Genomic DNA, 21791 nt, shown 5'->3' with positions numbered 1-21791 from the left:
TTAAATTTTAGATAAAATAAAATTTAAGCAACTCTTTTTCTATTTTACAACTACTTTTACTTTAAAACTTGCTTTTGTTGTTCGTAAAGTAACTTTTACTTTTACAGTTCCTTTTTTCACTGGTTTAAGTATTCCTTTTGAAGTTACTTTTACAACCTTAGGATTTGATGAACTATATTTTAAGATATTATTTTTTAATATCCCTGTCATACTACTTTTCAAACCTTTAACATAAGCTATTGTCTGTAATTTCTTGGACTTCTTTTTTAAAGTAATTTTTTTAGTTTTTGCTTTTATTTTCTTTATATATATAGCTTCGTAATCTTTTGTTTTCTTTTTGCTTGTTACAGTTGCCATTGCCACATAATTCTTTTTAAAAGATGTTATCTTTAAATATGATGGCATTACAACTTTTTTATAATTAAAATTGCTACCAAATGCGTCCTTTCCCACTTTCAAAACAGAATCTGGAACCTTTATCTTTCCGGTAACACTGTTTCCTTCAAATGCAAATGAATTAATGTATTTTAAATTTTCCGGCAATTTTATAGTTTCAAGTTTCGTATTTTGGAACGCTCCCACTCCTATGGTAATCAATTTTTTAGGAAACTTGATTTTTTTCATTGCAGTATCAGCAAATGCACTATCATCAATATATTTTAGACTTTTACTTAAGTTTACACTTTTTAAATTTGTGCAGTCACTAAAAGCCATCTCACAAATTCGTACAACTCCATTAGGCATTGATATCTCTTCTATATTCTTATTATTGGAAAAAGCACGTTCTCCAATTTCAATAACTTTCTTTCCATCAATTGCATCTGGAATCGTAACTTTTTTATCGCTTCCAATATATTTTGTTATAAATATTCCTTTAGTGCCCTCTGTATTCTTATCTATAGAATATTCAAAATTTTTATCTTTTAAACTAACACTTTCCGCGTTAACATTTAAACTAGACGTTACCATTAACATTATTGTCATAGCAAATATAACTAATTTATTTAAATTCTTCATAATATACTCCTTTCACTTTAACCATAACTTCTTATACTATTTTTACATTTTAAAATACATTTTTACTTACATAATAAATATATTGTATCCCCTGCCCTTTTTCATTATGATTACAAATTCCAAAATATACATTGTCCCCTTTTAATTGGAGTCCTTCTATTTCTGTATTTGTCTTTGCGACCAAATTGCTATTTGATATTCCAATCGCACTTGAAAATTTAGCTGTTTTACCAAGTTTTATAATATATTTATTTTTGCTATTTGCTCCATTTGCAATATATGTATTGTTCGCATCATTTAATTCCAATCCTTGCATCGAAGATGACTCTACATTTCCAAATACTTCATTCGCAGATGGCGTATACGATGCCAAACACTTTTCTTTCAACGAGCCACAAGATACATACATCTTATCACTATTATCTAACGCTTTATTTACGTCATTTAAATTATATCTTGCGAATTGCATTTTATTTTGAGTAGTTTTACACCAAACTAATAATGTTTTTTTATCACTTGATAAAGCTCCGTCACATCTTTTTGCTGTGCCTATAGCTGTTCCTTCTGTATTTGCTTTCGATAGTTGACATAGACGTTTAAAATGCATATAATCATATGTTTTTTTAGGTTCGTATTGTACTCTTGCAAGCTCTGTCGCCCAATAGTAAGCTCTACCATCCTCATTTGTATGTGCACCACCATCATCTTTACATGTCATCAAAAAATAGGGTTTATTTTTCCATTCAAAATATTGCAAAGTTTGGCAATGACCAAATTTTTTTAAAATCATTTTGTCTTTAAATGTTGCCTCTTTTTTGTCCGTAGAATATTCCATTCTAGATAAATATACTGTAGAGCCTGATTTCTGCACAATATACACATATGAAGATCCCATATAAAAAGTTTGTATAGGAAGAGACATTGCTTGCTCAATCTCAGGTTTGTTGGCATCTGGCTTTAATCCTTTCAATTTAATTCCAAGTTTTGCTTCAACTTTTTTTACTGATGAATATGTTGCAATTGCATTATTTGAGTCTTTACATGATATACCTTGAAACTCTAAGTATTTTTTATATGCTTCTTCACTTTCAAAGTCATCAACATCTCTTAAATAATCATTCTCTTTAGCCATTTCCTTTATTCTAGCTATTTTTTCTTCTGTTAATTGTTGCTCTGATGCATACCCTGCTACGCTACTTGTGACTAATACAGCCAAACTCATTCCCAATGCACCAAGTATCTTTGTAATTTTCTTTAGTTTTTTTCTCATTTCATACCTCCTTAAAAACTTATAATAAACACACTTTTATTCTAGCACACTTTTACTCTAAAAATTCACTTTTGCGATAAACGGTAGTTTTTTTGGAATGAACGACACTTTTTTCTGCATTTTATTGTTTTGTAACCCAAAAAAGCTGCTTAAATTTCCTAACAATAAAATTTAAGTAGCTTTTCAAAATAAAAACTTTTAAGGTTATCTTTTTACATGAAAATGCACATTTTTGTTTTGAACATATTTCCGTCCTGCTCTGCATCATATACACTTTCGTATTTATTCAAAATTTCTTTTATGTTTTTGATTCCATACCCATGATTTACTGTATCTTTTTTTGTTGTCTTTACGTTGTTCATATCCACTTTATTGTTTGTGGTATTATGTATCTCAATGTTTAATTTGTGTTTTCTATAGGTTATATAAATTTTTATGTACTTTTCTTCTGTTTGTTCTGCTGCCTCAATGCTGTTATCAAGGAGATTTCCCAGAATAATATTGAAATCATAAAATGATATGTCCAGTTTTTCCAGCAGTACAATTTCTGTGTCTACTTTTATGTCCTTTTCATACATTTCCTGAAGTTTGTAATTTAGTATGCTGTCAATTACTATATTTCCGGACTCTATATATTTGTTTGCCTGATTAAAGCCTGCATTAATTTCCTGCAAATACTTGTTAAGTTCCTCATAATTTTTACTTTCACTTAAAGTTTCCAGCATGGAAAAATGTTTCTTGAATTCATGTTTTAATGCTCTGATTTTTTCAACAGAATCATTCATTGTTTTCAACTGTTGTTCCTGATATTTTGTTTGTAACTCCAGCTCTCTACTTTTACTTTCTAACTTGTAATTTTTCGCCACCTCATCATATAAGTAGAAAACGAAAACATTTATAACAATCAAAATAATTACACAAGTTATAATTGCAACATCATTGTGTGTTATATTTCTACAAAATAGATAAAACATTACTATTGATGATATTGGTAGGAATATTGATATTATCCAATATACTGCTGAAATGTGTTCTCCGTCACGTATGTTGCTAAAGTTTCTCAACAACAATACTACAACAAGCTGAACGATTGGAAGACACACTGTTCCTGTTAATGAATAATACTCGTTCTGCTGGAACAATTCCGGTGTAAAAACGCCTACGCCAACTGACACTATACCTTCAGACAAACTCATTGTCGCCATAAATAGAAATACAGATGCTATTTGTTTCTTAACTGTTCCTTTATATGTAATAGCCGTTACGATAATTCCTAAAAAAGAGCATACTGTATTTAATACCGGAATATTAAATAGTAAATATGGAAAAGATATGAGACAATATGTTATAAAATATGCCACATAAGATTGTAGCCTGTTAGTTCTCTGTTCTTTGAAAAAACCTTTACATAATATATCTATTTCATATACCTGCAAAATTCCTGTTGCTAAAAAAATTATAGTTTCCATTATCTAAACGAATCCTCCTCGTACTTAGACCATATTTCTTTTATTTTTTGTACATATTTTCTGCCAACAGCTATAGTTTTTCCATTACTCAATATAAGATTTTTATTAACATAACGTTCTATATACTTTGCATTTACTGCATAGGATTTATGACACTTAACTATGTAATACTTGCCAAATTCATCTTCTATGTTCTTGATGCTTCCTCGAATTTGTGTCATCTTTCCATCATTAGTATATACATCCAGATTTTTCTCACAAGCCTCAATATAAATTATATCTCCAATGTATATACCCTTCTTCACACCGTTTTCATTGTACTTTAAAATTGCTCTATTGTTTCTATTTCTATCCACATATTTTTTCAAATCATTGAAAACCATTTCTTTTTCTATAGGTTTCAAGTGAAAATTCTGCGGTTCCAAATCAAATAGCTTTTCGCAATAAATATTTTTACCTGAAATAAATACTATACTTACTAAGCGTTCATCATATTTTTCTACAATAATTTTTCCTAAATCAATTCCTGTTTTTTTCGGTAATTCTATATCTAGAAATATCATGTCGAAAAAATATCCTGTTTTCATTTTTTCAATTAAAGTCTCTGCACTATAAAAAACGTCCACTGTTATATTGACACTTTCTATAGTTTTGTATTCCTTCACCCATCTTTCTATTTTGGTACAACAACCTTTATCGTCATCACATACTACTATATGCATACAGATTCCTTTCTCCTGAACACTTTTTTACATTTATCCTTTTGTCTGTACAATTTTTCATATTACCTTTATTTTATCATTATTTATGAATCTTTTCGACCTTATTTTTCTAGTATTTTAAAGTGTTTATTGACTATCTACACTATTTTTTTGTATTTATCCTATGAGCTTTTTGCATAATTTGACATATTACTCCTTTTTTTTGTACAATTATCTAAGTTTATGTAACGTTTAATCAGATTCTTATAATTCTTTTCATATAATAATCTGTTTAAATATATTTTAATAATAATTTAGGAGGGGGATAACAATGGCAAAATTTTGTATCCACTGCGGTAAACCGCTAGAAGACGGCGAAGTGTGCAACTGCCAGGATAATGTAACAACTAATCCAAATGCACAAAACTCTAATAATGAAACTACAAACCCAAACACTTGCAACCCAGAATCTGACATTAATTCTGTAATTGCAGAGAACTCCATTGCTTCTGAAAATAATAATTCTTCAAGCAATGAAGATAAAAATCAGAATAGCAATTCACAGTCAGCAACTAATGAAAATGCAAACAGTAACTCCTCAGATACTAAAGCAACTTTCGAAGCTGGTAAAGCAAATGCTGTTTTTGAAAAGTTTAAATTCATCTTTTCAAAATTCACAAGTTTCTTTAAATCACCAACAGGTATTGCAAAAGAATTCGCAGATAAGAAAGATTCTACCTACGGCATCTTAATGATTTGCACAAATATAATCGTAACATTTCTTATGTTTTTTATACTTATTAGTGCAAGTGCAACAGCTTTATACCGTATACCTATTTTGGGTTCGCTTATAAGTAATTCTGCTTTTTCAGTCTCACTTATGTTTGCTTTAATATTTGCAGCTTACTATTTTGCATTGGCTGGTTTACTCGTTTTAACAACAAGTACATTCTTTAAAGGTTCGATGAAATTCAGCGATGCTGTTTCATTAGTAGGTGTTAATGCTTTTATTAATATTATCGTACTTGTGGTTTCAGTTATATTAATGATGATTATTCCGCTTTTGGGAATGTTAGTTTTATATGTCGGAATGATATATGCATCCTTAATGTTTATAATTAGCTATATTGATTTAGCTGATATTAGCTCTGACAAAAAAGGATATGCTTTATTAATTTCTTTTGTTTTAACTATTGTTGCCGTTGCGATTGTAGCTTCAATGGCTGCATCAATGGTAGGTTCATCTATTTCTAATAGTTTAGGCGGATATAGTAGCTATGATAGTTATAGTGACTGGGATTTTTAATTGGAAAGGAACATTTTTCCTTTCGCACGAGTGTGCTTCCCTAGTGGAACGTTTTTTATATAATAAGAAATTCTAAAGGAATTTCTTATTATATAAAAAAAACAGCGGGCCACCCGTAGGTGAAACCCGCCTATTAGAAAGAGATTGTGAATTAGCAATCAGCCATTGTCTTCCCTTCGCCTGTAATTGAAGCAAAATCTGAATTGAATACATCGATTGCTGCATCAATTGCCTTATTCTTAATAAGGTTTTCAATAACTTCGCAACCAATTGTTGCTGCACCAATTCCGTATTTTGTAAGTTCAAGTACCTGCTGTGAGTTCTTAAAGCTTGCTGCAAGAACTTCACATGGAAGATTGTTATTTTCAAAAATATCCTGGATATCCATAGCAACCTGTACGCCATTATATCCAAAGTTATCTATTCTGTTAATGTAAGGTGCTGTGTATTTAGCTCCAGCCTTTGCAGCTAAGAATGCCTGCATTGGTGTGTAAATAGCAGTAGCTGTAATATTTACTCCCTGTGGTGCTAAAGTCTTCATAGCCTTTAAGCCCTGTGGAGTTGTAGGAATCTTTACAAATGTATTTTCTCCTAATTTTTCTCTAATAACGCCAGCTTCTTTAATCATTCCTTCAGCATCTTTTGATACTACCTGTACGTGAAGCTCGCCATCTTTTCCAACGATTTCTCTAAGTTCTGATAAAACTTCGTAAGGATTTCTTCCGCTTTTTGCAAGAATTGATGGGTTAGTTGTTACACCATCACATGGATATAAATCCCAAATTTCCTTAACCTTAGCTATGTTTGCATCATCAATAATAAATTTCATTTTGATACCTCCAAATTTTCTCTTTCTTTATTGTTTATTTAAATTAACACTATGTTAATTAGGTACATATTAATCTTTAATTTCAATTTTTATCTGTAATTTATTTTAGATATTGTGACCTTTGTCTTCTGCACTTACACTATATTTCTAAAATAAGATTTTTTACTCCATTATCTGTAGCAATTTTTCCAAATGCTCTCATTTGTTCATCGCTATATAACGGTGGGTTATCTTCAAAACAGAACTGCTTGTCAACCATATCATATTTCGCCTGCGCTAATGGATTGTAATTAAGTATCTCGTACTTAACATCAGGATAAATATCTGATATGAATCTTGCAATTCCTGCAATGTTTTCTTCACTGGTAGTCATTCCAGGAATCAAAGGTGTTCTTATAATTACATCCTTCGCTTTCTTTGAGGATAACAACCATTCTAAATTCTGTTTTATAAGTTCATTGTCCACACCGGTATATTTCTTATGGTCTGCTGAATCAATAATTTTCAAATCAGCAAAAACATAATCAATATACTTCATTGCTTCCTGATATATTCTTGTTGGTATATGAGAAGCAGTTTCAATTGTTGTAGCAATGTTCTTTTTCTTTAATTCTTTTAAAACTTCAATTGCAAACTCATGCTGGTATAAAGGTTCACCGCCTGAAAGAGTAACTCCGCCACCGTACTTAAAAAATGGTGCATCTTTGCTGGCCTCTTCTACAACTTCCTCTACTGTCATTTTCCTTGAATCCATTGTCAATGCAACTGCCGGACAACTATCAATTATATGTTCCCAATCTTCTTCCTTAGAAACATCTAACTTAATCTTGCCATCTTCTTCTGTTACACCACCATTTTCTGACAGGTGAACACAAGTCTTACAATGAATACACTTGTTTGGAAAATATAGTGGTCTTTGCTTTATGGAAATGCCTTCCGGATTCTGACACCATACACAATTAAGAGTACACCCTTTTAAAAAAATTGTAGTTCGTATTCCATTACCATCATGTGTTGAAAATCTTTTAAAATCAAAAACATATCCTTTCATATGACTCATTCCTTCCAAACACTTTTATGTTATCTCCGGTGGTTCAACCACCGGAGTTTTTTTTAGATATCGTTATAACTTGTTCTTGCAATAATTTCGTCCTGTAATTCTCCTGCAAGTTCTACGAAATATGCTGTATAACCTGCAACACGAACTGTTAAGTTTCTATACTGTTCAGGATTCTTCTTAGCTGCTAACAAGTCTTCTTTATTAACTACGTTGAACTGAATATGTGGAATTTCTAAATCTACAAATGTTCTAAGCATCTTAGCAAACTTATCAATTCCGTTCTCTGTCTTAAAGAATTCAGGTAAAAACTTCATATTAAGAAGTCCACCGTTTGTTGTCCAATTCTTATCAAGTCTTGATACTGATTTAAGAACTGCTGTAGGGCCATGTTCGTCACGACCATATACCGGTGACATACCACCATCTGCTAATGGTGTTCCTGAATATCTTCCATCAGGAGATGCACCAACATTTTCACCCATAGGTACATGCGCAGAAACTGTATACATTCCTGTATGATATTTTCCACCACGATAGTTTTTGAAATTCCCAATTCTTTCTCTGAAATATCCTGCCCATTTTGCTCCTAATTCATCAACCCATTCTACGTCATTTCCGTATTTTGGAACTTTGTTAAGAAGCATTGTTCTAAGGATTTCATCGTCTTTATAGTTTGTCTGAAGAGCTTTTAACAATCTTTCCTTGCTAACTTTTCCTTCATCATATACTAACTGTTTAATTGCTGCAAAACTATCTGCAAGGTTTGCAATCTGAATCATCTGAATGCCTGATAAGTTGTATTTTGCTCCACCTTTTGTTACATCCATTCCCTTATCCATACAGTTTTTGATTACTGATGATAAGAAAGGTGTTGGAAGAAGATCCATGTGAGCCTGTTCAACCTGTTCACATGCGAGAATCATCTTATCCATAAAGTAATCGATGTTCTCCTTGAACGCTTTCTCTAAATCTTCAAATGTATCAAATGTTGTTAAGTTACCTCTGTCAGGTGCTAACTGTTTTCCTGTTATTAAGCACTTACCATTATTTAATGTAAGTTCTAATGCCTTGTTTAAGTTAAACATTGCTGCGTCAGACCAGCCTAAGTTATCTCCCTGTGTTGTAAGTTCTACACAACCAACAATTGCATAATTTCTGGCATCCTTTTCTTCAACGCCTAAATTTTCAATCATTGCTGGAACGATAGCCTTGTCATTAAAGAACTGTGGCATACCACTTCCTAAAGAAACAACTTTAATTGCCTGTTTCAATAATTTATCACTTGTCTTTTCACACAATCTTACTGAAAGGTTAGGTTGTGGAAGACCAATGTGCTCCTGTGCCTTTAAGAATAAATATGATAATTCATTTTCAAAAGCTTCTCCGTTTTCATCCTGACCACCAACTGCAATATTAAATCCAATTGGGAAGCCTGCGAAGAACTTGGCACTGTTTTTATTTCTCATATAAACAATCTCATTGAACTTAAGCCATAAGCTTTCGATAATTTCAAGTATTGACTGATTGTCCGCGATTCCTGCATCAATATCATGCTTATAATATGGATACATAAAAGTATCGGCTCTTCCCGGTGAGAAAGATGATGCATTTGATTCCATCTGTAAAATAACGAATAAGAACCATAACGCCTGAGCTGCTTCATGAAATGTTTCTGCCGGTCTCTTTGAAATGTTATCGCAAATCTTTGCAACACTTCTCATGTTATCAGCCCATTCAGGATTTTCATCAGCCTGCTCGTTTAAAAGGTCACGATATCTCTGTATAAAATTAATTGTTCCTTCCATAACAGTTACAACACTCTTATAGAAAAGTTTCTTATCTTCGTCTGTTTCCTTTGCATAATGTTCTTCAGCCTCAGCCTTTAATCCAGCCGGCCCTTTCTTTAACCAACCTTCACAGTCAGGGTTAATATGTCCCTGTGCATGGTCTTTCTGGTTAATCTTAACAACCTTTGCAATTTCATCAATTTCTTCACCATATCTTGATCTGAGAACATCCTCTAATGATTTCCCCTGCCAATATGGATAAATAACATCTCTAAAATATTTAATGTCATCTTCATTTACGTTAAATTTGTCCTGTGGTCTTGTTGGAAGAGTTTCGAATTCCTTATCTACCCATGTGCTACCGCTCTCTGGGAATACTACTCCATATCTAACTCCTGCTGTTCTATTTCCAACAATTAATTCTTCTGGTTCAACGCTTATGTTTATTTTCTCAAGAGCATTCTTAAGTGAATATGCTCTCTGCATAATTCTTGGTTCTCCCTCATGCTCTTTGTATGTGTCTGTAATAATTTTTGCCTGCTCTATTGAAGCATATCTAGGAAGAGATAACATTCTATTCTTCAATGTTTCAATTCTATCTGTTTTGATTAAATCACTCATAGTTCCACCTCCTATTTGATAATTTAATTGTACATCCCTGTTTAACCTAAGTCAACGATTTTTTATTGTTTTTTATTACTTTTTATTGTTTTTTATTGTTTCTAGTTGAAAAAAGTCCCATTTTTTATACATTTATTATGTTTTGTATGGAAAATATGTATTTTTTTCCATCATATACTTTTTTATTTTTATTTTTTTCCGCTCTTATCTTATAGTCAATATTATACAAAAATCTACATTGTTTTAAAAGAAAAACGCCACATTAATTAATCTGATTTTTTCACTAAATCAAATTCATTAATGCAACGTCTTATCTTAATTTGTAGTTGTAGTTTTCCTAATACAAAACTGTTACTTTCTTGTCTGCCAAATGCTTTTGTACTTCTTCACTTGGTTCTTCATCTAAAATAATTCCTTCAAATTCATCTATTGAAGAATATCTGTAATTACCTTCTCTTGCAAACTTAGTGTTTTCCATCAGCATATAGCATTTCTCACTATTTTCCATAATGACTTTTTTGGTTAATGCATCGTCTGTTGTATATGTGTAAACTTTGTTTCTCTTAATGTCTACACCTACAACTCCCATGAATGCCTTGTCAAAACTGAATTCGCCAATTTGTTTATTAGTATATGAACCAATAAAGCCATCACGTCCCCTGTTCATTTTACCACCTACGAAAACTAAATTGGTATCTAAAGATGCTGTAAAACTAAGCATTACATCAATCATGTTAGTTGCAACAGTAACATCAAGGTTAGCTTCAACAATTAACTTAATCAACTCTATATTAATAGTTGAGATATCTAAGAAAATAAAATCTCCTTCTTCTATTAACTCAAATGCTTTTTTTGCAATTTTCTTTTTTTCCTCAACGTTTTTTCCTTTACGTTGAGAAACATAGAGTTCATGAGTATTGACTCTGTTTCTTACTGCTCCACCGTATGTTTTCTTAAGCAGTTCTTTCTTTTCTAATAATGATAAATCTTTTCTAATACTATCTTCAGTGACTTCGAACATTTCACTTAATTCTTTTACTAAGACAGAACCATTAGCATTCACCATCTCTACAATTTTATTTTGTCTTTCCCTAGCTAGCATAATTTCCTCCTTAGTATTGATAGCTCTATTTTCATTTATTTTTCAGTATTTGTCAAATACTCTTTTATTGTTTCTCCAACACCACCATCTTCATTAGAAAGTTTTGTTACATGCTTTGCCGCTTCTTTTGCAAGTTCGTTTCCTGATACCATAGCGTAGGACTCTTCGGCTTCTGTCAACATTGTTACATCATTTCCTGAATCACCGAATGCCATTACATTCTTCATGTCTACACCAATCTCGTCACAAAGGAACTTAAGTGCTTTTCCCTTGTCTGCACCAACTGCTGTAATTTCAACATTTCCCTTAAAGCCGGCTGTTATAACTATATCTGTTACTTTTTCTAAATCCTTATATAAATCTTCAATACATTCTTCGGGTGTGTAATCCACATTAAACTTTTCAACATTAGTGTTTCTAACAACATCCATTGGATCATCATACATTTCCATTTTTGTTTTATAATAATCCATGAATTCATTTGGTAATGAACATTTTCTGAAATTATCATATGTATATTGGCTTATAAACCCCTTTTTATCAGCATAAATTTCATATACTAATGGATATTTATTAAAAATATTTACAATTTCTTCTACTTTTTCCTTATCTAAATAGCAGCTTGTCATCACACTGTTGTCTTTTAAATCTACAACTGCCGCACCATTTGAAATTACAGCATAGTCAATACAACCTAATTTTTCGATTTCACCTGCTGCCAAACTTAGTGAACGACCTGTACTGATAACGTTAATAATTCCTTTTTCCTTGGCCATATTCATTGCTTCTATGTTTACCTTTGGAATTACCATATGGTCTGCCCCTACTAAAGTTCCATCTACATCTGTTGCAATAAGTTTAATGTCCATCTTATCCTCCTGCCTATTGTGTATATTATCATATCCTGCAATGTTGGTTATTTAATGTAACATGTAGTTTATGCTACTCCTAACACAAAGCACACATTAATTTAGCACGTAATTTCATAGTATAAAAAATAACTTCCTGCAGTTATGAACCATTACTCATATTAGCATATTTACCTTATAAATACAAAAATCCTCCAAAGCGCATGCACCTTCAATTAACTATCTGGTACACGCGCCGGGGGAGTTTATGCTATGCTAACTTTATTTTAAAATATCTAAAACCTCTTCTTCAGTATTGCACTGCATTACCTTGTCAGCTAATGCCTTGCATTCTTCTACTGTACAATTTGAAATCGTCTTTCTTGTCTTTAATACGCTTGTTGCGCTTACACTAAACTCATCAAGACCAAATGCAAGTAGTAATGGAATTAACTTAGGATCTGCTGCTGCTTCACCACACATACCTACCATAATGCCTTCCTTCTTACCACATTCAATGATTCTCTTAATTGAACGAAGTACAGCTGGCTGGTATGTTGAGTAAAGATATGCAACCTTAGCATTTCCTCTGTCAACTGCCATTGTATAACCTGTTAAATCATTAGTTCCAATACTAAAGAATGCTGCTTCTTTTGCTAAGATATCAGCAATCATACATGCTGCTGAAGTTTCCATCATAACACCAATCTCAAGATTCTTGTTATATGCAATTCCTTCACCATCAAGTTCTTTCATAATATCAGCAACCATTGCCTTAACGCTACGAAGCTCGTCCACACAAGTTACTAATGGAACCATTATTTTAATCTTTCCAAATGCACTTGCTCTTACTAAAGCTCTAAGCTGTGCCTTATATAAATCAGTTCTCTGTAAACAATAACGAATAGCTCTAAATCCTAAAAATGGATTTTCCTCTTCTTCTAATCCTAAATAAGGAATAGCCTTGTCACCACCAATATCTAACGTTCTGATGATTACCGGTTTACCCTTCATTGTTTCAGCTACTGACTTGTAAGCTTCAAACTGTTCCTCTTCTGTTGGAACGCTGTCTCTATCCATAAATAAGAATTCAGTTCTGAATAAACCAATTCCTTCGCCATCACATTCAACAGCTTTCTTTGCATCTTCTGGTTTTCCAATGTTGCAAACTAATTCAACCTTTGTACCATCCTTTGTTACTGATGGTTTTCCGGCATACTCTGCAAGTAAAGCTTTTTCTTTCTTGTAATCAGCTAATTTCTGTTCATATTCTTTTACAGTATCCTCATCAGGATTTACAATTGCTTCTCCACTTGTACCGTCTATCGCAACTACGTCACCATTTTTAACAATACTGCAAATACCTTCGATACTAAGTACGGCTGGAATTTCCATTGCTCTTGCAAGAATTGCTGAATGTGACGTTCTACCACCTACTTCTGTTAAAATTCCTGCAATATTATCAGGGTTAATTCCTGCTGTCATTGATGGTGTTAAATCTCTGGCAACCAAAACAGTATTTGCTGGTACCTGTGATATATCGACTTCTTCAATACCTAGAAGAATTTTGATCATTCTTGTTTTAATGTCTCTAAAATCTGTTGCTCTTTGCTGAAGTAATTCATCAGGAATCTGTGCAAACATTTCTGCTGTCTGCTCTAAAACCTGGTCTACAGCCATTTCTGCTGTAATCTTTTCAGCTACTAAAAGAGTAGAAATCTGCTCCTCAATCATAGGATCCCGAAGCATCTGGATATGTCCTCTAAGAATATCTGCATCTTTTTTGCCAACTGTAACATCCATTTTTTCTGCCATCTGATTTGTAATTTCTACAAACTTCTCAATGGCATCCTGAAGACGTTTAATTTCGTTATCAGTATCTGTTACTTTCTTATTTTCAATGTTAATTTCATGTTCTTCAATTATAACAACTTTTCCGATTCCGATTCCCTCAGAACCTGCAATACCCTTGTACATAATCTTACCTCTCATTCACCAAAATTCTGGCTTTCTAATTCAACAACTTTTGCCATTGCTTCTTCTTCGTCAGCTCCATCACATTCGAAAGTTACTTCTGCACCTTTCTTAATGCAAGCTGAAATAATATTAATAAGACTCTTTGCGTTGATTCTCTTATCTCCAAATACGATTGTAACATCACATGCGAATTTTCCCATTTCCTTTGCTACAACTCCTGCTGGTCTCATGTGTAATCCTTCCGGATTGTTTACTGTTAATGTTCTACTTACCATTTTCATTTCCTCCTAATTTAAAAATCTCTCTCTTTTTTCTTTAATAATTCATATATGTTAATTGCTTATGCAATAATTTTCTACTTTAATTAATCGTTCCTATATCATTATTAAAGTCTTTCATGTGCTTTATATTTTATAAGGCAGGCAATAACTACCTGCCTTATATCATTTCTATGATTATAAATGCCTATAATCGATCAAGTAATAACGCTTCATAGAAGCAGGGTTTTGGCTAATCCTTTATAAACTTTATTTATGCATTAAGCATTGAAATCATTTTAGCTACAATAGCATCTGCCTGCTTAATTGCTGGGCTGATTCCAATTTTTACTTTCTTAAGGTTGTCAAATCTTTCAACGTTCTTAATAGGCATATCTGTTGTAAGAATAACAGCATCTGCTGATTCTACATCTGCCTTTGTAATCTGATTTTCAATTCCGATTGAACCCTGTGTTTCAACCTTGCATTCAACTCCTGCTTTTTCACATGCCTGCTGAATTGCTTCAGCTGCCATATAAGTATGTGCTACCCCTGATGGGCAAGCTGTAACTGCTAAAAATTTCATATCTAATCACTCTCTTTCATACAATAATTTAATTTTTTTAATTTATGAGAACCACTAAAAAGTGGTTCTCATTTAGTATTCATTTGTAATTCAAAAACTTTATCTTATTCGAATGAGATATCAACATCTCCCATATCTTCTGGTTCTGGAGCTACATAATCTTTCTTAAGTAATGCACAAAGAAGTACATAAACTGCAACACCAATTAAGATACAAATAATGTAAAGTGGCCAACCAGCTAAGAAGCTTTCACCCTGAATAACAGGAGCTACGATCAAACCACCCCAGCAAGCTGACATCTTAGCACCAACTCCAAGGAATCCTGCGATACCACCGGCAATTGCTGATGAAATCATGTTAATAGGAATCATTCTTGCAGGATCTGCTGCTGTATATGAAATAGCACCTTCTGTGATACCACAGAAGCCCATTGCTATAGCACCGATACCTGCATTCTGTTCTTCTTTTGAGAACTTCTTCTTTAAAAGTAATGATGCAACACCACATCCAATTGGAGGTACACAAATAGCAATACCAACTGGAGCTGCAAATGTATAGATGCCTGTACCTACAAATGCTACCATTAAGATTGAGTAAGCAACTTTATTTACAGGACCACCAAGGTCTGTTGCAATCATAAGTGATGCTAATGCACTGATACCTGCAAGTGCTAAGTTTCCATGATCTCCGTGAGCCATGTTTCTCATAACATCTTCTAACCATGTCATGAATGCTGCAATAGGTGTTCCGAATGCAAACATTATAATACCAACTGCCAATACACCAATTACTGGAATGATGATAATTGACTTAAGCGACTGCATTGACTTAGGAAGTGGAATCTTCTTTAAGTAATGAGCAATAATACCACCAAGTAAACCAGCAATAGCTGCTCCGATAAATCCTGCTGAAGCTGTTGTAACAGCGCCATCAGCAAAACCTGTAGGAATGTTTAATGCCATAAATCCACCTGCCATACCAACTGCAATACCAGGTCTGTCAGCGATTGAAAATGCAATGTATGCTGCAAATACAGGACACATTAATCCAAGAGCATCAACTCCGATTGTCCATAACCAGTAAGGAATTCCTGAACCCCATCCTGGAGCTGCTCCTTCACCTGTTAATAAAACGGCAATAGCCATTAAAATACCACCACCAACAACAACTGGTATCATGTAAGATACACCATTCATAAGATGTGTTTTAGTGTGTTTTAAAATATCAACTAATTCTTTCATAACTTTTCTCCTATCATGTAATCTTTTACCTATTTAGGTTTTAAACTGCACCTATAAGATTAATAACCTCATCGGCTGTTTTTGCATTAGCAAGCTGTTCTCTAAAGTCATCATGCATAACTTTTCTAAACAAACCAGCTAAAATTTCAAGATGTCTGTCACCCTGTCCTGGTGATGGAACACCTATCTGGAATACCATATCAACTTCTTCTGAATCATCCCACTTCATTGGTTTAGCAAGACGAACAAATGCAAGTGATGGTTCCTTAACATGTACTGACTTTGAATGAGGTGTAGCAACTGAGAAACCTACTGCTGTGCTTGAGCTTGCCTCTCTAGCCAAAACGTCCGCTACATATCCTTCCTTGTCAATAAGTCTGTCATCCTTGTCCATTGCATCAGCTATAAGTCTGATTACCTCTTCAGCACTATTAGCTTCAACATCGAACATTACGATTGCTTCGTTCATAAGTTCTTTAGCCAAAATTTTGTCCTCCTTCTCTTTAAGTTATCACCTCTGTGTGATTTTATTCTAGCTACATATTTATTTTTTTTCAATTGTCGCAAAAAAAGAAAATTGCACTAAAGTTAGTGCAATTTTCAATAAGCTTTTTATCCACTGGGATTGAAACATTTTTAATTTTCTTATATTTTTTACTCCCAATGCAATTCTTCTTTAAGATTTTGCTCCATTTTTTGAACATTGTCTAATTTTTTGAACTTCTCAAGTTTCTCTTCCGAACCGACAATTCTTGCAAAATCTGAGAAAAATGCCTTTGTTGTTTTTATGTTATTGAAGTTTAATGCAAGTAAAAACATAACGTTTACCATTTTCCCACCCCAATTAAGTGGATGCTTTAAACTAATAACATATACTTTTGGCTTAACAACATTTTCCGGTATTCCATGAGGAATTGCTACGCCGTTACCAATTGCAGTAGGCTCAATGTTTTCTCTTTTTAGAACATCATTGTAAAACTCTTTAGTAACATATCCCTCGTTTACTAATTGTTTACAGGCTGCTTTTAAGACAAAATCTCTATCGACCTTCTCCTCAACGTAAAGAATATGATCTTTGTCTATCATATCCGTAAAATTATCTTTTTCAAGCTTCGGATGTGACAGAGTCTCAAAGCAAGCATCCTTTATATTTTTCTCGTCAGTTTTACTTACAATTGGTGAAATATAAACAACTTTGTCATTGTATTTGAAGTTTGGAAGCATTGATAATACAATATCAAACTCATAATCGTCAATACAATCTATTTTGCCTGATGAAAGTATGGCTACAATCTTAATATCAGATATTTTACTTTCTATTTTCCTGGCGACAATATTTGCTGCTGCAATACCGCTTGTTCCAATTAAAACAGCTTTCACATTTTTAACATTTCTGTGCAAAGCACCACCTAAATATAAGGCAATAAATGATATTTCATGATCTGTAGGTATGGATTTACTGTATTCCTCATAGAATTTTCCTAATGTAAAACATGTGGCGAAAATTCCCGAATACATTTCCCTTATATCTGATAAGAACGGATTCTTAACTTCGATTCCATAAGCTGTTCTAACAATTGATGCCGGTATAAAACCTTCCAAACTTGTCCTTAATAATTCATTGTCTAAAAGATTTATATTCAAAATTTCTGAAAGATATTCCAGCATTTCCTCGCAGATTTCTTTATTTTTTTCTTCAAATTCTGAAATCATATGGACTTTATTTGCATTTTCCACAGTTTGCACTGCTGCTGAAGCAAATAAAATATCAATATACTGCTTCTCATATTCGTTTAGATTTACTTTTCCTAGCTGTTCAAAATATTCCACAACCATATTTACAAGACTCTCATTTCTATTAAATGTTTCAGGAATATAAATGTCCTCAGTTATTACATTTCCCATTCTTGTTCTGAACAACTGAATAGACAAATATTCTGCCAACATTCTAAAACTATAGTCCGTATATGCCACGTCAAACTTTTCTTCTACCGCATGAATAACTTCTATTGATTTTTCAAAATTATCTTTTCCAAAGTTATTTATCCAAAGTTCCTCTTCTTCTATGTTCATTCGGTAATCGTAAGTTTCCTCTATTACCTTGCTTCCGATTGCGTATGTGCAGCATGTTTTCATGGCTTTTCTAATGGAAAATTCATCTCCTGTTATAAAAACACCATGTCCTGCCACTCTGTTAATTTTGATTCCGTATTTTTTTAATTCTTTTGATATGGAATTAATGTCGTCACCAATCATTTTTTTGCTGACATTTAATTCCTCTGAAAATAATGATAACGTATATGTGTCCCAGCCACTTAAAAGAATATACATAATATATCCCATTCTCTGACGTTTAGACATTACGATTTTCTTGTCTCTCTTTAATTCATTAATCTGACTGATTTGCTCGTCTGTAAAATTAGCAACAAAACCTATGCCCGGCTTTCTTTCTAATATCATCTTGTGTTCTTCGCAAAAATCAGACACTTCCTTAATGTAAGTTTTTACACTTCTTTCTGACACCCCTAGATATAATGCAAGAGTCTTTGATGTAATCGGCACACGATTGTTATCTATTAACTTTTCAATTATCTGAAGTCCTCTTTCTGATAACATATATTCCCCAACTTTCTTTTTTCTTTAGCAGTAAGATACCATTACTGTCATTTTTCCTGAAAAACCGCAACTATCCATTGTCGCAGGAACTATAAAGTGATCCCCCTTCTTAACTTTAATTCCGTCAGCTTCTCCCTTACCGTCAATTACACTTACGTTTAAAAATGGCTTGTCCATCTTGAATTCATATTCTCCATCAACGTCCCATTTTTCCAATGTGTAATATGGGCATATAACTAATTTTTCGCTAGTCATACCATCATGTTTTTCTACAACTTTTTCTTCGTTATAGTCAACATGTGGTGCAGTAATGCAGTCAATACTCTGCTGAACGTGAAGCTCCCTTGGCTTACCATTCTGAAGTCTGTCATAGTCATAAACTCTGTAAGTAACATCACTGCTTTGCTGTGTTTCTATTAATAAAGTTCCACCTTTTATAGCATGAAGACATCCCGGATTAATCTGGAAGAAATCTCCCTTCTTAATTGGAATAACTCGGATTAAGTCGTTCCATTTTTTGTTTCTAATCATGTCTTCTAACTCTGCTTTGTCCTTGGCATTGTGACCAATAACAATAGTAGCATCTTCTTTGCAATCTAAAATATACCAACATTCTGTTTTTCCTAATGCACCGTTTTCATGTTCTGCTGCATATTCGTTGTTAGGATGAACCTGTATACTTAAATCATCCTCTGCTCCAATTATTTTAATTAATAAAGGAAAAACATCTTCTTTTATGTTTCCAAACAATTCTCTATGATTTTCATAACACCATGAAAGCTTTTTGCCTGCAAATTCTCCATTTGCAACTGTGCAGTCTCCGTTTTGATGGGCACTGATTCCCCAACACTCGCCTGCATTATCCCCGGCTTCTTCGTATCCAAAGTTTTTTAATAGTTTTCCGCCCCAAATGGCATCCTTAAATACTGGATGTAACATTAAAATTGACATAATCCACCTCTTTCTTCCCTTTACTAAATGATATTTTATCATACTATTCTAAAATATCATAATTTTACGCGACTTTCCATATTCTATAATAATTAGTTTTTCGGTGAGCCTCAAATGAAAAATATAAACTCAATGTTAAAATCAAAAAAATTTTTAGCTGTTTTTATTATTGGCTTAGTTACTTTTATCTTCATAACTTACTTTTTTGCAGCTTTTTATAATCATTCCCCAAGTAACGATTATGCGGATTCAACACCCCATTACCAAAATCAGGATCAGTATAATTTTGACTTGTATAGTAATCAGCTTTTTAAAATTAATCTGTCTAATGATTACTTAAGTTTGCATTTTTATTTGGAACACCCGGAAAAATGGAATATTAATGTGAAAGAACCAACTCTCGGAGAATACAGTTATCAATCCATGATGGATAGTCAGAAATTCTACATAAACCAAATTAATATTTTAAAAAAATTCAATTATAATCAATTATCGGTTAAACAGAAAATAACATACGATACCTTAGCCGGTTATTTTAATAATCAGCTTGATTTTGCTGATTTATGCTTATGCTCAGAAATATTAAGTCCCACAACAGGTCTTCAGTCCCAACTTCCCATACTTTTTTCTGAATATACTTTTAAAAACAAGCAGGACATTACCACATATTTAAAGCTTTTGTCTCAGGTTTACGACTATTTTAAGGACATTTGTGATTTTCAAAAACTGAAAGCAAAGGAAAATGTGTTTATTAGCTCATTTTGTTGCCAAAACATAATTAATCAATGTCAGGATTTTGTTGGTGACAAAGTCCCTGAAAATAACCTTCTACACAAATCTTTTGTACAAAAAATCAATGAATGTTCTTTTTTAAGTGGGTCACAAAAACAGGCTTTTATTGCACAAAATAAAAAATATTTACAAAACAGTGTAATCTCAGGTTACAATCTCATTATTAGTACTCTCTCCTCTCTAATGAAGCAGGGCTATTGTAAAAACCAAGGTGGTCTATGTAATTTGCCAAACGGCAAAAATTATTACGAGTATCTGGTTAAAACCTATACCGGTAGTAACAGAAACATATTAGAGATAAAAGCAATGATTCAGGAACAGATAACAAAGGATATGAAAAGTCTCTATTCTTTGTACAACATAAGTCCTTCATTAGATAAGAAGTTGGACGCTGCTGAACGTTTGTCAGTGGCTAAATCTCCAAAAGATATTTTAAAAGAACTTACGAAAAAAAGTTCCGGGGATTTTCAGATAAAACAAAATTACTCTTTTAATATTAAGTATGTTGATAAAACCTTAGAAAAACACTTAAGTCCTGCTTTTTATTTGTCACCGGCAATTGACAGTAAGAACAAAAACAATATTTATATTAATAATTCAAAAAAGAATAAAGGGCAAAATCTTTATGCCACTTTAGCACACGAAGGAATACCTGGACATATGTATCAAAACAATTTTTTTGCCTCAACTAATCCTTCTCCCATTAGGCACATATTAAATTTTGGTGGCTATTCCGAAGGTTGGGCAACTTATACGGAAATTTTTTCGTATAAATATCAATACAAAGACTCTATTGTTGCCAGAGCTTTAAGTTGTAACACTTCATACTCATTGGCTCTCTATTCTCTTTGTGATATTGGAATTAACTATGAAGGTTGGAACCGTAAGGACACAAAAAAGTTTCTGTCAACTTATAGTATTTTTGATGACAATGCCTGTAATTCAATTTACGAGGCTGTAATTGAAGAGCCTGCAAATTATTTGCAATACTATGTTGGCTATTTAGAAATTATTAATCTAAAGAATAAATTCACGAAAAAATTTGGAGCAGAATTCGATACAAAAAGATTTCATAATAGTTTTCTAACTATTGGACCTACAAGCTTTGATGTAGTTGAGAAGTGGTTAGAATATTATTATTAACATTACATAAGCAAATAAGCAGAAATTCTAAATTAGAGTTGAATGTCAACACACCCAACTTCTAATTAGAGTTTCTGCTCATTTTATAAATTAATATATTAAATTTTACCAAGCTTTAGTTTAATTAAATTTCACCCATAAACTAAAATATTATACTTCAGAGTGATTTTATTTATTAATTAATTATTTTATTAATCAGACTCTCTAATTCTGTTTAA

18 protein-coding genes are annotated in these 21791 nt (G+C 32.6%); 2 read left to right on the top strand and 16 right to left on the bottom strand.

The window, feature by feature from the left end; translation table 11 throughout:
* Nucleotides 1–39: 39 nt before the first annotated feature.
* The 4 genes from DWZ69_RS00180 to DWZ69_RS00165 form a co-directional block, all read right to left on the bottom strand.
* Complete coding sequence (locus DWZ69_RS00180; protein WP_118435526.1) at nucleotides 40–1017, bottom strand: leucine-rich repeat domain-containing protein; 978 nt, start codon at nucleotides 1015–1017, stop codon at nucleotides 40–42.
* 49 nt (nucleotides 1018–1066) lie between these two features.
* Nucleotides 1067–2287, bottom strand: a complete 1221-nt coding sequence (locus tag DWZ69_RS00175; RefSeq protein ID WP_117999254.1) for a helveticin J family class III bacteriocin — start codon at nucleotides 2285–2287, stop codon at nucleotides 1067–1069.
* Nucleotides 2288–2499: 212 nt separating this feature from the next.
* A complete protein-coding gene (locus tag DWZ69_RS00170) occupies nucleotides 2500–3756 on the bottom strand; it encodes a sensor histidine kinase (protein WP_117999253.1) in 1257 nt (418 codons plus the stop codon).
* A complete protein-coding gene (locus DWZ69_RS00165) occupies nucleotides 3756–4478 on the bottom strand; it encodes a LytTR family DNA-binding domain-containing protein (RefSeq protein ID WP_118435523.1) in 723 nt (240 codons plus the stop codon). The genes DWZ69_RS00170 and DWZ69_RS00165 overlap by 1 nt, the downstream gene beginning before the upstream one ends.
* Before the next feature lie 310 nt (nucleotides 4479–4788).
* Between DWZ69_RS00165 and DWZ69_RS00160 the strand changes: the two genes are divergently transcribed.
* Nucleotides 4789–5763 carry a Yip1 family protein gene (locus tag DWZ69_RS00160; RefSeq protein WP_118435520.1) on the top strand — a complete coding sequence of 325 codons (975 nt, stop codon included), beginning with the start codon at nucleotides 4789–4791 and terminating at the stop codon, nucleotides 5761–5763.
* A 151-nt stretch (nucleotides 5764–5914) separates the two neighbouring features.
* Here the strand turns inward: DWZ69_RS00160 and DWZ69_RS00155 are convergent, their stop codons facing one another.
* The 12 genes from DWZ69_RS00155 to manA form a co-directional block, all read right to left on the bottom strand.
* Nucleotides 5915–6592 carry a transaldolase family protein gene (locus DWZ69_RS00155; protein WP_022165973.1) on the bottom strand — a complete coding sequence of 226 codons (678 nt, stop codon included), beginning with the start codon at nucleotides 6590–6592 and terminating at the stop codon, nucleotides 5915–5917.
* 139 nt (nucleotides 6593–6731) lie between these two features.
* Entirely contained in the window at nucleotides 6732–7643 is a 912-nt protein-coding gene (locus DWZ69_RS00150; RefSeq protein ID WP_117999250.1) for a glycyl-radical enzyme activating protein, read from the bottom strand.
* 62 nt (nucleotides 7644–7705) lie between these two features.
* Nucleotides 7706–10060 (bottom strand): formate C-acetyltransferase/glycerol dehydratase family glycyl radical enzyme, encoded by a 2355-nt coding sequence (locus tag DWZ69_RS00145; protein WP_117999249.1) that lies wholly within the window; start codon nucleotides 10058–10060, stop codon nucleotides 7706–7708.
* 337 nt (nucleotides 10061–10397) lie between these two features.
* Nucleotides 10398–11162, bottom strand: a complete 765-nt coding sequence (locus DWZ69_RS00140; protein WP_117999248.1) for a DeoR/GlpR family DNA-binding transcription regulator — start codon at nucleotides 11160–11162, stop codon at nucleotides 10398–10400.
* Between the two features lie 35 nt (nucleotides 11163–11197).
* Complete coding sequence (locus tag DWZ69_RS00135) at nucleotides 11198–12031, bottom strand: HAD family hydrolase (RefSeq protein WP_117999247.1); 834 nt, start codon at nucleotides 12029–12031, stop codon at nucleotides 11198–11200.
* 261 nt (nucleotides 12032–12292) lie between these two features.
* Nucleotides 12293–13987 carry a phosphoenolpyruvate--protein phosphotransferase gene (gene ptsP / locus DWZ69_RS00130; protein ID WP_117999246.1) on the bottom strand — a complete coding sequence of 565 codons (1695 nt, stop codon included), beginning with the start codon at nucleotides 13985–13987 and terminating at the stop codon, nucleotides 12293–12295.
* 11 nt (nucleotides 13988–13998) lie between these two features.
* Entirely contained in the window at nucleotides 13999–14262 is a 264-nt protein-coding gene (locus DWZ69_RS00125; protein ID WP_022165979.1) for an HPr family phosphocarrier protein, read from the bottom strand.
* A gap of 256 nt (nucleotides 14263–14518) precedes the next feature.
* On the bottom strand, nucleotides 14519–14830 hold the full coding sequence (locus DWZ69_RS00120; RefSeq protein WP_022165980.1) for a PTS fructose-like transporter subunit IIB: 312 nt from the start codon (nucleotides 14828–14830) through the stop codon (nucleotides 14519–14521).
* A gap of 104 nt (nucleotides 14831–14934) precedes the next feature.
* On the bottom strand, nucleotides 14935–16071 hold the full coding sequence (locus DWZ69_RS00115; RefSeq protein ID WP_117999245.1) for a fructose-specific PTS transporter subunit EIIC: 1137 nt from the start codon (nucleotides 16069–16071) through the stop codon (nucleotides 14935–14937).
* A 40-nt stretch (nucleotides 16072–16111) separates the two neighbouring features.
* On the bottom strand, nucleotides 16112–16555 hold the full coding sequence (locus DWZ69_RS00110) for a PTS sugar transporter subunit IIA (RefSeq protein WP_022165982.1): 444 nt from the start codon (nucleotides 16553–16555) through the stop codon (nucleotides 16112–16114).
* A gap of 170 nt (nucleotides 16556–16725) precedes the next feature.
* Entirely contained in the window at nucleotides 16726–18687 is a 1962-nt protein-coding gene (locus DWZ69_RS00105) for a PTS sugar transporter subunit IIA (protein WP_117999244.1), read from the bottom strand.
* A 24-nt stretch (nucleotides 18688–18711) separates the two neighbouring features.
* Complete coding sequence (manA, locus tag DWZ69_RS00100) at nucleotides 18712–19638, bottom strand: mannose-6-phosphate isomerase, class I (RefSeq protein ID WP_117999243.1); 927 nt, start codon at nucleotides 19636–19638, stop codon at nucleotides 18712–18714.
* A gap of 114 nt (nucleotides 19639–19752) precedes the next feature.
* Between manA and DWZ69_RS00095 the strand changes: the two genes are divergently transcribed.
* Nucleotides 19753–21573 (top strand): DUF885 domain-containing protein, encoded by a 1821-nt coding sequence (locus tag DWZ69_RS00095; protein ID WP_117999242.1) that lies wholly within the window; start codon nucleotides 19753–19755, stop codon nucleotides 21571–21573.
* The last annotated feature ends 218 nt before the right edge of the window (nucleotides 21574–21791 follow it).

This window comes from Eubacterium sp. AF34-35BH (assembly GCF_003477765.1).
Taxonomy (GTDB): domain Bacteria; phylum Bacillota; class Clostridia; order Lachnospirales; family Lachnospiraceae; genus Eubacterium_G.
The sequence above is the reverse complement of the archived record's forward strand: the minus strand, read 5'-3'. Positions and strand labels throughout refer to the sequence as shown.

Coding starts and splice junctions, on each gene's coding strand:
- DWZ69_RS00150 (WP_117999250.1), bottom strand. CDS start 7,643: ATGAAAGGATATGTTTTTGATTTTAAAAGATTTTCAACACATGATGGT.
- DWZ69_RS00160 (WP_118435520.1), top strand. CDS start 4,789: ATGGCAAAATTTTGTATCCACTGCGGTAAACCGCTAGAAGACGGCGAA.
- ptsP (WP_117999246.1), bottom strand. CDS start 13,987: ATGTACAAGGGTATTGCAGGTTCTGAGGGAATCGGAATCGGAAAAGTT.
- DWZ69_RS00125 (WP_022165979.1), bottom strand. CDS start 14,262: ATGGTAAGTAGAACATTAACAGTAAACAATCCGGAAGGATTACACATG.
- DWZ69_RS00135 (WP_117999247.1), bottom strand. CDS start 12,031: ATGGACATTAAACTTATTGCAACAGATGTAGATGGAACTTTAGTAGGG.
- manA (WP_117999243.1), bottom strand. CDS start 19,638: ATGTCAATTTTAATGTTACATCCAGTATTTAAGGATGCCATTTGGGGC.
- DWZ69_RS00165 (WP_118435523.1), bottom strand. CDS start 4,478: ATGCATATAGTAGTATGTGATGACGATAAAGGTTGTTGTACCAAAATA.
- DWZ69_RS00095 (WP_117999242.1), top strand. CDS start 19,753: ATGAAAAATATAAACTCAATGTTAAAATCAAAAAAATTTTTAGCTGTT.
- DWZ69_RS00120 (WP_022165980.1), bottom strand. CDS start 14,830: ATGAAATTTTTAGCAGTTACAGCTTGCCCATCAGGGGTAGCACATACT.
- DWZ69_RS00115 (WP_117999245.1), bottom strand. CDS start 16,071: ATGAAAGAATTAGTTGATATTTTAAAACACACTAAAACACATCTTATG.
- DWZ69_RS00145 (WP_117999249.1), bottom strand. CDS start 10,060: ATGAGTGATTTAATCAAAACAGATAGAATTGAAACATTGAAGAATAGA.
- DWZ69_RS00170 (WP_117999253.1), bottom strand. CDS start 3,756: ATGGAAACTATAATTTTTTTAGCAACAGGAATTTTGCAGGTATATGAA.
- DWZ69_RS00140 (WP_117999248.1), bottom strand. CDS start 11,162: ATGCTAGCTAGGGAAAGACAAAATAAAATTGTAGAGATGGTGAATGCT.
- DWZ69_RS00180 (WP_118435526.1), bottom strand. CDS start 1,017: ATGAAGAATTTAAATAAATTAGTTATATTTGCTATGACAATAATGTTA.
- DWZ69_RS00175 (WP_117999254.1), bottom strand. CDS start 2,287: ATGAGAAAAAAACTAAAGAAAATTACAAAGATACTTGGTGCATTGGGA.
- DWZ69_RS00155 (WP_022165973.1), bottom strand. CDS start 6,592: ATGAAATTTATTATTGATGATGCAAACATAGCTAAGGTTAAGGAAATT.
- DWZ69_RS00105 (WP_117999244.1), bottom strand. CDS start 18,687: ATGTTATCAGAAAGAGGACTTCAGATAATTGAAAAGTTAATAGATAAC.